Below are 13093 nucleotides of genomic sequence, written 5' to 3' on the forward strand. Positions count from 1 at the left end.
ACAGTATTGCCGGCACCGCCGGAGGCGCGGATCAACCCTGCTCAAGCCTGGGAAGATCGTTGGTGGCGGGTCCTTCGAGGAGCTTGCCGTCGGGGCCGAAGCGCGAGCCGTGGAGCGGGCAGTCCCAGGTCAGCTCGCTGTCGTTCCAGTGGACAATCCCGCCCAGATGGGTGCAGACGGCGGAGAGCCTGCACGTGGTGCCGTCCACCGTGGAGACCGCGGCCGGCCGCGCGCCGTCGCGGTAAACCATCGCGTCGCCGTCGGCCGGTACGGGACCTCCGGGGGGTGGGCCCGTCGGCACCCCGGTTTCGGCAGGCTCAACGGCAGGCTCAACCACCGGCCTGCCACTCACCGACTTGCCAACCGCCAGCTTCCCCCAGTCGGTGGCCAGCCGCGCAGCCACTCCGGCGTTGACGGCGACGGCGGCCATTGCCCCGCCCGGAGACGTCACGCGGTGATGGATCGTGTTGGCCCAGCGGAGGCTGCCGCCGAGGATGTCCGCGGAGATGCCAAGGGCGGCGGCCACCGCGTTGGTCATGCCCCACTTGTTGTAACCGGTACCGAAGAAGATGTGGCCCCGGCCCCGTGGCAGTCTGCCGAAGAAGGGCATGAGGTTGGTGGCCTGGTAGTCCTGGGCCGACCACGTGTGGGTGGTTACCGCACCCGGGAAGTGTCCTGTAGCCCAGTCCAAGAGGCCAGACAGATGGGACTTTTCCGATTCAGTCCGCCCCACCTGATGCCCGTGCCCGCCCACCAGCAGGAACTGACGGCCGTCAGCCGCATAATCCCGCAAGGAGTGGGTGGGTTCCTCGGCCGAGAGGTACATTCCGGGCGGCGCGGTGACTCCGGCAGGCAGCTCCAGGGCCGCGGCGTAGGAACGTAAGGGCTTGAGCTTGGTGAAGTAGAGCCCGCGGTCCAGGACGGGGATTCCGGTGGCGAGAACAACGTTGTTGGCGGTGACGGTGCCCTGGTCGGTGTGGACAGTTAACGGCCCGCTCCCGGAGACATTCCGCAGCCGGGTTCCGCCCACCACGCTCCCGCCGCGGGCGCGGACGTCCCCGAGTAAGGCCCCCAGGACGTCCATGGGATTGATCTGGGCCTGATTGGTCAGGAGCAGGGCGCCCTGGACAGGGAAGGGGAGGCGTGCATCGCGGACGTACTCGACGTCCAGGCCGGCGGTGGTCGCCGCGCCGAGTTCCTCGAGCAGCCGCTCCGTCCCCTGGGCGGTGGTGGCGTACGTGTAGGCATCACGGCGCTGATACGGCACGTGGTGATCGTCGAGATAGCGGAGCAACCACGACTGCCCCTCCCGGTTGGCTTCTACATAGGCCCCAACCTGCTTCTGCGCATACTGCCTGGCCAGGGCAGCCAGGACGGTCCCCTGCAGCAGGCTCACTTTCGCCGTTGTTTTTCCGGTGGTCACAGCCCCGGGAAACCAGGCCTCCAGGACCAGGACCCGCTGCCCGGACCGGGCCAACAGAAGCGCGGTGACCAGCCCCGTCAGCCCGGCTCCTGCCACCACGGTGTCGTAGCTGCTGCCTGCCTCGAACGTGTCAGTCTCGAACGTGTCAGTGCTGAAGGATTGCCCGCGGTCCAACCAGAGCGACGTCATGGAAGCTAAGTGTACTTATCACGCCGCGTCAGGCCCAGATCGTCGGGCGCAGATCGTCGGGCGCAGAGCATCAGGCGGGCTGGAACGCCCCGACGCTCAGGAGGGCGATGTTCGCGTTGCTGCACGCGCTGGTGGGCTGCGGCAGGAACAAGGATGCCGTGTCCTCCGGCGGGTAGATGCGGTAACCGGCCGCGTCCGTCAGCGCGCAGTCGCTGTAATTCGCGGCCTGGGTGTACCGGAGCACGGCGGTTCCGGCCTGGCCCGGCGCCAGCAGGACGTCCGCGATGGGGGTGGTTTCGTCGCGGGTCGCCGCCGCGCCGATCGGTGCGCCGTCGGCGTTGGCGGTCAGCGACACCCCCGGGTAGCCCTTGAGCAGGCAGGGCGCCGTGCCCGTATTCGTGAGGTTCAGTTTCATGTAGACGCTGCCCGCCGCGCCCCCGCCGGACGCATCGGTGGCCGCGGACAGCGTGGCCGCTTTGCAGAGCCCGGGACCGGCCTGGGTGGTGCCGGACGACGACGGCGACTGGGACGCGCCCGGAGACGCCGGCGTGGTGGACGGGCTGGCGGAGGTGGTCCCCGGCGTCGTCGTCCCCTGCGTCTGCGGCTGGCTCGGTCCGCAGGCGGTGAGCATCAGCGCCGCCGCCGCGACCGCCGTCGTAGAAACAAACACCCGTGACATTCGCTGAGAGCTCATGCCATAACAGTTGCGGCCCGTGTGGCTGGAGTCAACGATGCCACGGGCCGTCGGGAGGATTTGATGCCCGGATCGTGATCATCCGGGCATCAAATCCCGCGATGTTACGTGGCGGAGTCCTGCCGGGGCTTCGAGCCGCTGCGTGCGAAGGCAACTCCGCCCAGGGCGAGTCCGCCGAGACCTGCGGCAAGCCCCGCCCAGCTGCGGGCGTCCGCCCCGCTGTCAGTCACGGCGGCTGCTTGCTCGGTGGCCGGGGTTTCGGTGGTGTGCGCCGCGGAAGCAGCGCCGTGGCCGTCCGCGCTGGCCGGCTCGGTGATGGTGATGGACGGCGCCGGCGCCTTCAGCGAATGCGGGTCCTGGCCGTCCTTGGCGATCTCCGACCAATCAGTCTGCCCCGTTTCGCACGACTGCAGCGTGGGGAAGTACAGCGTGGAGCCGGCCGCGTCAGGCAGCTTGACCGACAGCACCAGGGCATCGCGAAGCTCATGCTCCAGCGGGGCTTTTGCCGTGTACACAATCTGGCTGGTGCGCTTGGTGATGGACGAGCCGTCGGCCAGTTTTTTCGGCTCGGCGAGCTGTTCGGTCACCTTTTCCACGGTCCAGTTGGGGTTCACCGTGGGCTGGGCGTCGTTGAGTTCGGCCGGCAAGGTGATGGTCACCTTGATGGTGCCGGACTCCTCGCAGCCGTGCGGAATGCCGAAGGTCAGCAGGGCATACGAGTTGGCGTCAGTCTTGTCCGGCTTGACGCCGACGTGGGCGGACGCCCCTGCTGCTGCGGTCAGGATCAGGACAGCTGCGCCGCCGGTGGCTGCCGCAGCGGTGAGGGTGCGGCGAAGGAAGGTGGTGGTCATGGGGTTGCCTTTCGGACGCACGCCGGGTGGGGGCGTGCGGAAGTACGGGATGGGGCCCGCGGCCTGCGGAAGTGCGGTGCGGGCGGGGTCAGGAAAGCACGACGGCGGAAGGCGGGCCGCGTCGGCTGTGTTGCCTGAGGTTCCGCCAGGGGCGGAGGGGGAGAACCGCTGGCGGGCCGGGCGCCGCACGCGGTGTGCCGGCGTCGGGCGTCACTGCTTCGGGGAGCCGGACGAGGGGCCTCAGCCACGCGGCCAGTGCCCACAGCGCGGCCTCGCCCTTGGCAAGCAGGAGGGCGCACGCGGCGGTGGCGAGTGCGTGGGTCAGGAGCATCAGGATGCCCGCGGATCCGGGATCGTGGACGTGGACGTGGCCGACGGCCGCGATGGCGGCGGCGCCGGACAGGTGGGCGTTATGGAGCCCGGGGGCAGCAGTGCTCACAGCGGTACCTGAGGAACTGAAAGCCGTGAAGGCTTCGTGCAGGATGAACTGGCCCGCGCCGAGGACGCCGAGCAGAGCCGGAAAATTGAGCCGCAGCCTCGTGGCGGAGGTGGCTGCCAGGACTGTCAGTGCGAGCACGGCCAGCATGATGCCTGGGGCGGGAAGGTCGCCGCCGCCGGCCACGTGGGCGCCTGCGGCAAGTGTCAGGATTCCCGTGGACAGGGACGCGGCGCGAAGGAAATGGAAGGGTGGCCGGGCGTGGTTGGTGCGCACGGATCCAGATTCTACCGGCCTTTGCGCGGGCCACCGGTGTGTGACGGTCCGTGCAGCGCAATCACGTTGGACGGATATTCTGTCGTTTCGGATGGTGCGGCTGGCAACTTCAAGAAACCCAGGGCCAGGTCGAGGCACTGGATGGCGACCGGGGGAACGCGGTAATCGGTCGCCGCCTCCACCAATCCGAGTTCGGCGAGAAGGGTCAGCTTCTGCTGTGCCTGCAGGGCCGCGAACGACGCGTAGATCTCTTCGAGGCCCGTTTCTTCGACTTCCGTGTCTTCAAGGTCTACGTCTTCAAGGTCTGCGTCCCTGAGCAAGGCGCCCTCAAGGTCCGGCGACGCCATCCGTTCGAGTTCCGCCACGGGCATCGGTTCATCGGTGGTGCCATAGGTGAGGACGGCCAGCAGGGTCCCGGCTACCGCGTCCTGGTCCCACACCTGGTCCTCGTCGGTGAGCACTCCGACCAAAAGGACCACCGACAGCATCCGGCGGATGTCCAGCCGTTCCTTGGTATTCGTGCTGTTCCAGGCGGCCACTTCCGGGCCGGGAACGGCTTTGGTGGATCCGAGCCTGATCAGATTTGCCCCCACCATGGCTGACCAGATCTCGCGGAGCACCGGTACGTCGTGCATGGTTCCGACTTCCAGCAACGTTTTGGGCCGGCTCTCGGCAGTTTCCAAATCGAAAAGTGGGAGGGTCCGGCTCGCGGCCCGCTTTCCGCGGGCATGTACTCCTACGGCAGCAGCTGCCGGCTCGATGTCCTTAAGCCGCAGGGCACCCGTGCTGGTGATTTCCTTGCCGGTTCCGATCCAGTCCAGCAGGGCGGTGGCATGCTGGATCAGCGGCATGGCACTGAACGCAGCCTCCTGGTGGTCGTCGCTGAGGTCAGGTACCTGGATAACCGGCAATTGCGGGACAGCGGCGGCGATACCGTTTCCGAGCGCTGTATGGAGTTCCTCGAAATCGGCGTCCGTGCCGCTCCAGCGGCCGGTCCCTTTCAGGAAATGGATGTACGAGTGAAGGGCGAAGTAGATGTCGTCGAAGGCCTCATCCATGTCGTCCGGGTCCAACGACGCCGCGATGGCTCCGGCCGCCTGCTCCACGCCTTCGCTGTCGATAGCGGTGGCCGAACTCGAACCGTTGATGGCGTGCTGCGCCGTGAGGAAAAGCTTGACCAGTTCGAGGGACTCGAAGGCATCAGCCGGGTCCGGGGCTTCAGCCGCGTTCCATTGAAGAAACTCGACAGCCATCGAGTCAATCACCCGGTGGTTCAGGACCAGCTGCAGCGGCATCTTGGGGGCCGAGGGAACAGCCTTGAGGTGCCGCCGGTCCTTGTTCTTGTTCTTGCTCTTGCTCTTGGGTTTGCCGGTCTTTTTGGTCAAGGTTGCCTCCGGTGTCAACGGGCGATCGTCCCACATTCGATGGCTGGGATAACCGCGGATGTATCGAGCTTACAAAGCCGGCCCGCCGGCGAGCAGTTCCGCCAGGACATCAGTGGCGGAATCATGCCGGATCAGCGGTGTGGCCTGCCCCGCCCACAGCGACATAAGCTCCGTGTTTCCGTGGGCGGCTGCCTCCGGGCGGAAGCGGCCGGTGAGCCAGTTCTGGACAGGGAACGGGGCTGTGTTCAGTTCTGACAGTTCGGCGATGATGCGGTTGGGGATGCCGCGGGCAAGCCGTCCGCTGAGGGCTCGTGTCAGCACTGTTTCCCGCGGGGCCCGGCTGTGGAGGATGGCCCGGTAGGCCGGCACAGCCGCGGATTCGCGGGTGGCCAGGAACGCCGAGCCCACCTGGACCGCGTCGGCGCCGAGGGCTCGTGCAGCAGCGTAGCCGCGGCGGTCCGCAATGCCGCCGGCGGCGATGACCGGAATGCCGACGGCGTCAACCACCTGCGGAACAAGTGCAAAGGTTCCGATCAGGGACTCCTCCGCGGGCTTCAGGAACGAGACGCGGTGGCCGCCGGATTCCATGCCGCTGGCAACCACGGCATCCACGCCGCCTGCTTCCAGGGCAACGGCTTCCGCGACCGTGGTGGCGGTTCCCACCACCACGATTCCACGCCGGTGCGCCGCCTCAACCAGTTCCGGCGCGGGCACACCGAACACAAAGCTGACGACGGCGGGACCCGCCTCCAGGGTTGCCTCCACCTGCTCGTCGTAGTCAGGCAGGTAGCGGTCCGGCATGAGGGGAACCGGCAGGCCCAGTTCATCAAAGTACGGCTTCAGGGTCCCGACGTAGTGGTCGAAATCCGGCTGGGGGAGCGAGGTGGTTTCGTCGCCGGTGGGAATCCAGAGGTTGAGGGCGAACGGCTTCGCCGTTGCCTTCTTGAGCTCGGCTGCCGTGTTCCGAATGGCGTCGGCGCCGTAACCGTAGAGGCCGTAGGAACCCAGCCCGCCGCCGTCGCTCACGGCTGCCGTCAGCTCCACGGAAGAGACGCCACCGAAGGGGCCCAGCACCACCGGAACGTCCGTGCCGAACAGTTCGGTGATGCGATTTGGGCTGGCTGAAGTGCTGTTCTCGAGAGTCATGCGGTGGCTCCTGGCAGATCGACGTCGGCTTCAGGACCAGTCTCGCAGGGCTGGCGGCCGGTGCCCAACCTGTGGCTGGGTTCAGTCTGTCTCCGGGCCTGAGCAGTAATGGCAGTCGTCTGGGCAGGTCTCGGCCACTGCTTGCTCCAAGGGATTTCGAGGTCTTCGCAGACCTGGAAGAGTCTGCGTCCAGCCATTGGCGCGATTCGTCGTCGAAGTCACGGTTGGTCCTTAAAGATCGGGTGCCGGTCAGGTATGCCGGTCCAATTCATCCAACCCGAAGGGCAAGGGTCTGCTCAATGGAGGATGTGACCACGGTTGCCGCACCCCTTTGTGCAGGCATCCAGTAGGGCCATGTACCGCGACATTGGGGCGGGCTAGACTGCTGGCGTAAGTCGCCAACCACCTCAGGGAGCACATGATGAACTACTCAGGAACTGGCAACGAAAAAGCCACCCCGGCCAGCGAACTCAACAGGACCCACGTGGGTCAGACCGTCAGTTTTGAGCCAGACGAATTCACGCTGGTGTTCGGAAAAATCGCGGCCATTGCACGCAAGGAAGGCGGCGTGACCATCGCCCTGCAGGGCGTCGAAGGAAGTGGCGGCCTGCAGTCCAGCTACAGCCTCCCGGGGAGTCAGCACGTCTACCTGCAGCCGGACATGCTCACCAATACCGAGTCCACCATCAAGGACCTCTTCGGCAAGGTCCAGGAAAACCTGCGCGGCGGGCACAAGGGAGATGACAGGACGGACAAGCTCTGACGGAGGAGCTGTCAGCCGGTACAACAAAGCCCTTGCCTTCGAAAACGCGGAGGGCCCGAATTGGGCTGGGCGTAGGGTGGAAGCTGGACGGAAGGAGCACTTCATGAAGAAAATCCTCATGGTACTGACCAGCGTTTCCGAGATCGGCGATACCGGAGAGAAGACCGGGTACAACGTAGCCGAGGCTGCACATCCCTGGAAGGTCTTCAAGGATTCCGGGCATTTCGTCGACTTTGCCTCCATCAAGGGTGGCCAGCCCCCGCGCGACGAGGTGGACTCAAAAGATCCCATCCAGGTTGCCTTCACGGAGGACGAGACCACGCGCGCCGGTCTCTACAACACTGCCCGCGTTGACGTCGTGGATCCCGACCAGTACGACGCCGTCTTCCTCGTGGGAGGCCACGGCACCATGTGGGACTTCCCGGACAGCGAAGGCCTGCAGAACCTCGTAGCCAGCGTCTACAACGCCGGCGGCGTGGTGGGCGCTGTCTGTCACGGGCCGGCCGGACTGCTTAAGGCCGAGTTGGCCAACGGCTTTCGGCTGGTCGAGGGCAGGAAGGTCGCTGCCTTCACCAACGACGAGGAGGTTGCCGCAGGGAAGGACAAGGTCATCCCGTTCTTTCTGGCAGACCGGCTTGAGGAGCAGGGTGCCACCCATGTCTCCGCTGGTGTCTTTGAGGAAATGGTCGTAGTCGACGACCGGCTGGTGACCGGCCAGAACCCGGCCTCAGCCGCCGGCGTGGCCAAAGAGATGGAGAAGCTCCTGGCAGAGGTCATCCATCAGGAAAAGGCCGAGGAGCAGCACGAGGCGGAGGCTCTGCGCGCCGAGAAGGACGCCGAAAAGAGCGCCAAGAAGGCTGCTGCGGCTGGGACTGAGCACTAGCTAGCGCCTTCAGGAGCACTGAAACTGGCGGCCGCCCCGCGACGGGGCGGCCGCCAGCAGGCTTCCAGCCGGTGCACGCCTACGTCACGAAGTGAAGATGCGGCTGTTGACTGTCTTATCGGTCGGGTCGACCCAACCTTGGTAATGACCAAAGAACCCGAAGCCCGGGCACTCATGGCAGTCTTCGACCGCCGGACAGAACGCTTTCCCGATGAATAGCGTTCCGTCGTCCTTGTGGAACGGGCCGCGAAGCTTCGACTCGCACACCCGTGGTTCTCGGCGGCGGGTGTCACGACTCGCCCTCATCCAGGCCACAGGGAAGGGCTCTCGGGTCGGTGGTAGCTCCTGCCCAATCCCAAGTTGACCCCCACCTGTCCCTCGATTTCTATTCGCGGCTTCCGGGCTGCGTTGCATCGAAGAACGGGACCTCACTGACTTGGACGGCATCCACGTCCGTTCCTTTTTCGTGAATAAAATCGAGGTCTTCACGGGACAGCATCATCTGCCCGTGCCCGTCGACTTCGATATGCCCGGCGGCGTATTGTTTGATCCGGGCGGTGACGGTTCGAGGCACTATCACGCATCCCGGATTGTCCACCAGCCACGTGCGCGTCTTGGAATCAAGCCGGTCCCACTCGTCTTTGAGTGTCATTTCGTTCATGCCGTTTCCCCGTTTCCCCTGGGACCCAATGCCGGGGCAGGGATTCCGCTCAGAATACGCCCCGCCTCAGGAGAAGAACAGTATTCGACGAGACTCACCTATAGTGCTCGCGAAACGGGGTGCGTGCCACATTTGAGAAACGCTCGCGAAATCGCATGCCTCTTCGGGGACTGCGGGGACGTAAGGGAAGGACCTATCTATGGCAACGCGTAGGGAAATCACGAAGAAATACGCAGCGGATTATGCGAACTCATGAGTTAAATAATTCTTGCGTCAAATCAGCATGTTTTATGGAAAATTGAAACTTTCTCAACGCTGCATGAATTCAAACCATAATGTCAGTTATGTTGTGGGCCTAGAAGCCAACCAACGGCCCGGCGCACGATCAGATGGTCGGTCAAAGTTCAGAACACGTTCCGAGCTTGTGTTGGGGCGTGAGCGCACCAATCAGAGCCCGGACGGCGTTTCAGTCTTCTGAACTGCATCCGGCCCGGACAACGAGTGAATGATCGACCCAGTCGCCGAAACGTGCGCAGCAGCGGAAAGTGCTGAGGAAACCGATGCAGATACTGCACCGCACGGCAATTGTCCTGGAGGGATTATGATGCAAATCACATCCCGGTATGGCGAATGTCGGTGAGTGCATCTAAAGTGCATGTCATGATGAGGCATGATGTCTGACACTTCCCAACCCTTCGCTATCAGCGACGCACCCCTTGGGGGTCTCCCGTCGGCTGACACGACACTGCTCGCGAACGCGCCCCTGGAGGTCGCCATCTGCGAGGTCAGATTCACGGCTGAGAGCATTGGTGTGCCTGTTGAGACTGCCGAGCGCGTCCGAAACTCCCTCTCTGAGTCGCTGGGCATCGATTTCACCAGCATTCAGCCCGCCACTCAAAACACCATGGAAATCAACTTGAATGCCGGGGGTGCATCCTGGTCGGGCGACGAGACGAGAGGTTGGCAGATCGCGTCGGCGAACGGCCAGCACAGCGCGACCGTTTTTCCAGGCAGCGTGATCTGGCAAGTTGCCGACTACAAGCGATGGAGTATCAGCATGCGGCGCCCGCTCGACATGCTCCTAGGCGCCATCGCAACGGACTTGTCGCCGTCGCTGATACAGCGAATCGGACTCCGCTATGTAGACCGCTTTGTCGATCACTCTTGTCTGAAGCCGCAGGACTGGGAAGGGAAAATCGACGGAACCCTGCTTGGCCCCATTTGCAATCCGGGTTTCGGATCGTTGGTCACGGGTGCCCAGCAGCAGGTGGAGCTCGCTCTCGACGGCCGTCACGGATCTGTGCTGCGACATGGCCCAATTCCGGATCCGGCCTCGAAAAGCATCAACTATCTGTTAGACCTTGACGTTTTTGCCAATGCAACGTGGCCGTTCAGGGTTGAAGAGGTGCTGGATACCGCCGAGAGACTGAACCGAACGGCGCTAAGCCTGTTTCAGGCGTGTGTCTCGTCCGACTATTTGAAATCGCTTCAGGGAGAAGGGCAGAGCTGATGACAGCAATGGCAGTACCCTCACGCTCCGGGATGGCCACGCCCTGGCTGTCGAGCTTGAACAAGGGCTTCCTGGGCCGCGCCCCCGAGGACGACATCGAGCTGACTCCCCTGGCCACTGCACCGGTCGTTCCCGCCCTGCGTGAAGCCGTTCTACGGTTCGAGGAGACATTCAATCCGATCCACGATCACGAGACAGTTCGGGTCGTGATCGGCGGTTACGCGCCCTGCCGGACGTGGATCTCAAGTGCCAGCATCTCCGGACCGCTCCAAGTAGTCTTCATTGGCGAGACTCCAGCCGTAGGAGACACCGCCTTACCGGTCGACCCGGAAACGGCTGACCCATTGGCAGTGTTCGACCGATTGCAGATCGAGCTCGGAGTCACACAGAAGGACCTGCTTGCCGCTACCGGCATCAAGCGCAGGACGTACTACTCGTGGAAGAAGCCTTCGACGCCCCGGCCCCGTCCAACAAGTCTGGGAGCCCTGTGGCATCTCGCCGACGCCCTGGTGGATCTGCGAGAAGAAATCGGCCGACCGGTTGCTGCTTGGCTGCATGCATTGCCGGAGCGAGAGGTTGCGCTCCGGGAGGGCCGTTTCGACGACCTCGTGGACCTCGCCGTGGCGATGCCAAGACCAAGCCGGCGGGCGATGGGGACGTCCCTCCGTCTGGGCGTCAGTCCGGACATTGACGTGCCGATCACACGACCCGGCAGACCGAAGGTCACCGTGATCGAGCGAGGTGGACGCCGTTGACGGTCGATTCCCTGCTGCCCGATCCGTGGCCAGAAGAGGTTGCCGCCGCACTCGATATATGGCGGCAAGGTCATCTGATCCGCGGCGATCTCGGGGCATGGTTGGCAACTGCCGGTTGTGTGGACCTGGTAACCGGTGACGATTTCTCCGACAGAGGCGGGGGGCTGCTCGCCGCCGCAGCCGAGATTGGTGACACGGGCTATTTCGCGGTGGTCTCCCAAACCTGCGACATCGCGGCCGCCGGACCTGGAAGGCGCCATCCGTTTGTCCAGGTATGTCCAGTGCGGGATCTAGAAGCTGCGGCATTTAGCCCGCAGAAGCTCCAACAAGCCCGAGACGGCGAACTTGTCGAATACGTTTACCTCACAAGGCCGCCAGTTACAGGCAAGGAATGGGCTATCGATCTGCGCATGTCGGTACCGCTCAGCAAAGGATCACTCGTTGGGAGCCGCCCCATTGAGGGCTTCGGCTCCGAAGAAGACGAACTCGGTCTGGCTGCCAGGATCGGTGCAAAGTTTGAGCGCCCGGCACTGCATGACTACCTGTCCAAGGACCTCACCGATGCCTTAAGCGTCCTTGTCACGAAGGCGCGAAAAGTGTCTGCGGACTGGTGCGAGGACGTCGAGCAGTTCCGGCTTGAGATCGAAGGTCCTCGTCTGGTGCCAAAGCGTGTTCGTCTGGTCGTCATTACCGACGTGAGCTTCAGCTCACCCCTCCAGCTACCGCGGAAGCACGCCCTCCGTGAACTTTGGAAGGCGCAGAAGCGCCCGATGAAGCGCGTTGGCATCGAGCAAGCACCAATCGCATTTCGACACATTGAGGATCTGAAAGCCAAGGACTACCGGAACTCCATCCCGCTCAGCATCCCGGCGCTTGGCCGGGGCCGATTTGACTGACCACGGGCTGAAACCAGGGGCGAGGCGGGGGCGGGCATGGCCGGTGAACCCGAGGGCTGGCCGCTGACAATGGATCTAAGCCTTCTTTCCGAGGGCCGTCCGTCCGGGAACGGGATCGCGGGGGGTGAATCGGGCTGCGTCATTGGTTGTTGAGACGCCTCTAGGTCACCGGGGCGCTGGTAGCTGCGGCGGGTTCACTGGGGAGCGAATTTCTGGGACTTGACAAGGCCGTTTCATGACGTGTTGGGGGCGCCCAGCTCAGTCCCAGGGGCTCACCGGAAGGCCTGCACGTTCCATTCGCGGACGTCGCTTGGGTGGACGACGGACTCGGTGACGAAGGGGTCGTGCGCGAGGAACTCCTCTGCCCTGTGCCTGCTGGCGAAAACCGCCATGGAGCCGTTTGCCACAGGGTCGTCGAAGGTCCCGATGGCCAGCACGCCGCCGCCTTGGGCGAATTGTTCTAAGTAGGCGTGATGGCGCGGGCTCCATTTTGGCCGAAGAGTGCGAGACGACGACTGCCAGCTGCGACATGGGATACTCCGGATTGGCGGAATCAACCTGGATTGGGTCAGTAAAGTCCCTGACTCCGCCCCCGCAGGCCCGCCAGGTCATGGATGAGGTATAGAGGGTCGTGGACGGTTCGGCGCAACCGGTCCAAGGTGTGCACTGCGATGGCGTCTCCCTCCCTGGCTTCGTGAAGCCCGGGCCGGTTAGTGGTGGATCCGGCCATCTGGGTAGCGAAACATTTGTCTCTAGGCTCGCGCTCTGCGTGGAAGTTTTGCCAATTCTTTGCCAATGAGCCCTATCCGGGCAAAACAAAGGCCCCTGCTTCCCTTGTAAACAAAGGGAAGCAGGGGCCTCGCTATCTGGCGGTGACGGTGGGATTTGAACCCACGTTGGCTTTGACACCAAACAACATTTCGAGTGTTGCACCTTCGGCCGCTCGGACACGTCACCAACCTGACTAGGTTACCGGAGCATGCCGCCCATCCACAAAACGGCGCGCGTCCACCCCGCTCATGGCGCGGCTCTTTGCTCGAATTCCTGCCAGAGGTCCTCCGCCCGCAGAGTTATGCACATAGCCGTTCAGCGTCGCCATTATTGATGCTCCTATTGCTGTCAATGTTCCTTGAGCCAGGCTGAGTAGCGCTCGTAGAACTCGTCATCGCGTGTTTGGCCGCGCTCGAGCCGGGATAGCGAACTGGGCCAGACGCGGAGTGCATCG

General features: G+C 63.9%; 14 protein-coding genes and 1 tRNA gene. 5 read left to right on the top strand and 10 right to left on the bottom strand.

Annotated elements, in window-relative coordinates:
- Positions 1 to 31: 31 nt before the first annotated feature.
- From NFC73_RS19280 to NFC73_RS19305, 6 genes are all read right to left on the bottom strand, one after another.
- A complete protein-coding gene (locus NFC73_RS19280) occupies positions 32 to 1612 on the bottom strand; it encodes an FAD-dependent oxidoreductase (protein WP_254752885.1) in 1581 nt (526 codons plus the stop codon).
- A 70-nt stretch (positions 1613 to 1682) separates the two neighbouring features.
- Positions 1683 to 2306, bottom strand: a complete 624-nt coding sequence (locus NFC73_RS19285; protein WP_254752887.1) for a DUF4232 domain-containing protein — start codon at positions 2304 to 2306, stop codon at positions 1683 to 1685.
- A gap of 104 nt (positions 2307 to 2410) precedes the next feature.
- Positions 2411 to 3157, bottom strand: a complete 747-nt coding sequence (locus tag NFC73_RS19290; RefSeq protein WP_254752889.1) for a YcnI family copper-binding membrane protein — start codon at positions 3155 to 3157, stop codon at positions 2411 to 2413.
- An 88-nt stretch (positions 3158 to 3245) separates the two neighbouring features.
- Positions 3246 to 3869 carry a hypothetical protein gene (locus NFC73_RS19295; protein WP_254752891.1) on the bottom strand — a complete coding sequence of 208 codons (624 nt, stop codon included), beginning with the start codon at positions 3867 to 3869 and terminating at the stop codon, positions 3246 to 3248.
- 11 nt (positions 3870 to 3880) lie between these two features.
- On the bottom strand, positions 3881 to 5254 hold the full coding sequence (locus tag NFC73_RS19300; RefSeq protein WP_254752893.1) for a hypothetical protein: 1374 nt from the start codon (positions 5252 to 5254) through the stop codon (positions 3881 to 3883).
- Between the two features lie 69 nt (positions 5255 to 5323).
- On the bottom strand, positions 5324 to 6400 hold the full coding sequence (locus NFC73_RS19305) for an NAD(P)H-dependent flavin oxidoreductase (protein WP_254752895.1): 1077 nt from the start codon (positions 6398 to 6400) through the stop codon (positions 5324 to 5326).
- Between the two features lie 418 nt (positions 6401 to 6818).
- Here NFC73_RS19305 and NFC73_RS19310 point away from each other — a divergent pair, with 418 nt between their 5' ends.
- Positions 6819 to 7163, top strand: coding sequence for a hypothetical protein (locus NFC73_RS19310; RefSeq protein ID WP_308292696.1), 345 nt, complete (start codon positions 6819 to 6821; stop codon positions 7161 to 7163).
- A 103-nt stretch (positions 7164 to 7266) separates the two neighbouring features.
- Positions 7267 to 8046, top strand: coding sequence for a type 1 glutamine amidotransferase domain-containing protein (locus tag NFC73_RS19315; protein ID WP_254752897.1), 780 nt, complete (start codon positions 7267 to 7269; stop codon positions 8044 to 8046).
- A gap of 385 nt (positions 8047 to 8431) precedes the next feature.
- Here the strand turns inward: NFC73_RS19315 and NFC73_RS19320 are convergent, their stop codons facing one another.
- Positions 8432 to 8707 (bottom strand): hypothetical protein, encoded by a 276-nt coding sequence (locus tag NFC73_RS19320; RefSeq protein ID WP_254752900.1) that lies wholly within the window; start codon positions 8705 to 8707, stop codon positions 8432 to 8434.
- Positions 8708 to 9377: 670 nt separating this feature from the next.
- Here NFC73_RS19320 and NFC73_RS19325 point away from each other — a divergent pair.
- Genes NFC73_RS19325 through NFC73_RS19335 form a run of 3 tightly spaced genes read left to right on the top strand, consistent with a single transcriptional unit; the run spans position 9378 to position 11868 of the window.
- Positions 9378 to 10217 (top strand): TIGR04255 family protein, encoded by an 840-nt coding sequence (locus NFC73_RS19325; RefSeq protein ID WP_254752902.1) that lies wholly within the window; start codon positions 9378 to 9380, stop codon positions 10215 to 10217.
- The gene (locus tag NFC73_RS19330) at positions 10217 to 10972 is read left to right on the top strand and encodes a hypothetical protein (RefSeq protein ID WP_254752904.1); all 756 of its coding nucleotides are present in this window, start codon (positions 10217 to 10219) and stop codon (positions 10970 to 10972) included. The genes NFC73_RS19325 and NFC73_RS19330 overlap by 1 nt, the downstream gene beginning before the upstream one ends.
- The gene (locus NFC73_RS19335; protein WP_254752906.1) at positions 10969 to 11868 is read left to right on the top strand and encodes a hypothetical protein; all 900 of its coding nucleotides are present in this window, start codon (positions 10969 to 10971) and stop codon (positions 11866 to 11868) included. Before NFC73_RS19330 ends, NFC73_RS19335 begins: the two co-directional genes overlap by 4 nt.
- 272 nt (positions 11869 to 12140) lie before the next feature.
- Here the strand turns inward: NFC73_RS19335 and NFC73_RS19340 are convergent, their stop codons facing one another.
- The 3 genes from NFC73_RS19340 to NFC73_RS19350 all read right to left on the bottom strand — a co-directional run bounded on the left by NFC73_RS19340 (position 12141) and on the right by NFC73_RS19350 (position 12825).
- Positions 12141 to 12305, bottom strand: coding sequence for a YciI family protein (locus tag NFC73_RS19340; protein WP_254752908.1), 165 nt, complete (start codon positions 12303 to 12305; stop codon positions 12141 to 12143).
- A 131-nt stretch (positions 12306 to 12436) separates the two neighbouring features.
- Positions 12437 to 12598, bottom strand: coding sequence for a recombinase family protein (locus NFC73_RS19345; protein ID WP_254752910.1), 162 nt, complete (start codon positions 12596 to 12598; stop codon positions 12437 to 12439).
- A gap of 137 nt (positions 12599 to 12735) precedes the next feature.
- Positions 12736 to 12825: transfer RNA gene (locus tag NFC73_RS19350), tRNA-Ser, on the bottom strand.
- Positions 12826 to 13093 lie beyond the last annotated feature (268 nt).

It is taken from the genome of Pseudarthrobacter humi (assembly GCF_024294965.1).
Classification (GTDB): domain Bacteria; phylum Actinomycetota; class Actinomycetes; order Actinomycetales; family Micrococcaceae; genus Arthrobacter; species Arthrobacter humi.

Bases quoted from the DNA above. Each gene is read 5' to 3' on its own strand.
- NFC73_RS19280 (WP_254752885.1), bottom strand. From the start codon at position 1,612: ATGACGTCGCTCTGGTTGGACCGCGGGCAATCCTTCAGCACTGACACG.
- NFC73_RS19285 (WP_254752887.1), bottom strand. From the start codon at position 2,306: ATGAGCTCTCAGCGAATGTCACGGGTGTTTGTTTCTACGACGGCGGTC.
- NFC73_RS19290 (WP_254752889.1), bottom strand. From the start codon at position 3,157: ATGACCACCACCTTCCTTCGCCGCACCCTCACCGCTGCGGCAGCCACC.
- NFC73_RS19305 (WP_254752895.1), bottom strand. From the start codon at position 6,400: ATGACTCTCGAGAACAGCACTTCAGCCAGCCCAAATCGCATCACCGAA.
- NFC73_RS19310 (WP_308292696.1), top strand. From the start codon at position 6,819: ATGATGAACTACTCAGGAACTGGCAACGAAAAAGCCACCCCGGCCAGC.
- NFC73_RS19315 (WP_254752897.1), top strand. From the start codon at position 7,267: ATGAAGAAAATCCTCATGGTACTGACCAGCGTTTCCGAGATCGGCGAT.
- NFC73_RS19320 (WP_254752900.1), bottom strand. From the start codon at position 8,707: ATGAACGAAATGACACTCAAAGACGAGTGGGACCGGCTTGATTCCAAG.
- NFC73_RS19325 (WP_254752902.1), top strand. From the start codon at position 9,378: ATGATGTCTGACACTTCCCAACCCTTCGCTATCAGCGACGCACCCCTT.
- NFC73_RS19330 (WP_254752904.1), top strand. From the start codon at position 10,217: ATGACAGCAATGGCAGTACCCTCACGCTCCGGGATGGCCACGCCCTGG.
- NFC73_RS19345 (WP_254752910.1), bottom strand. From the start codon at position 12,598: ATGGCCGGATCCACCACTAACCGGCCCGGGCTTCACGAAGCCAGGGAG.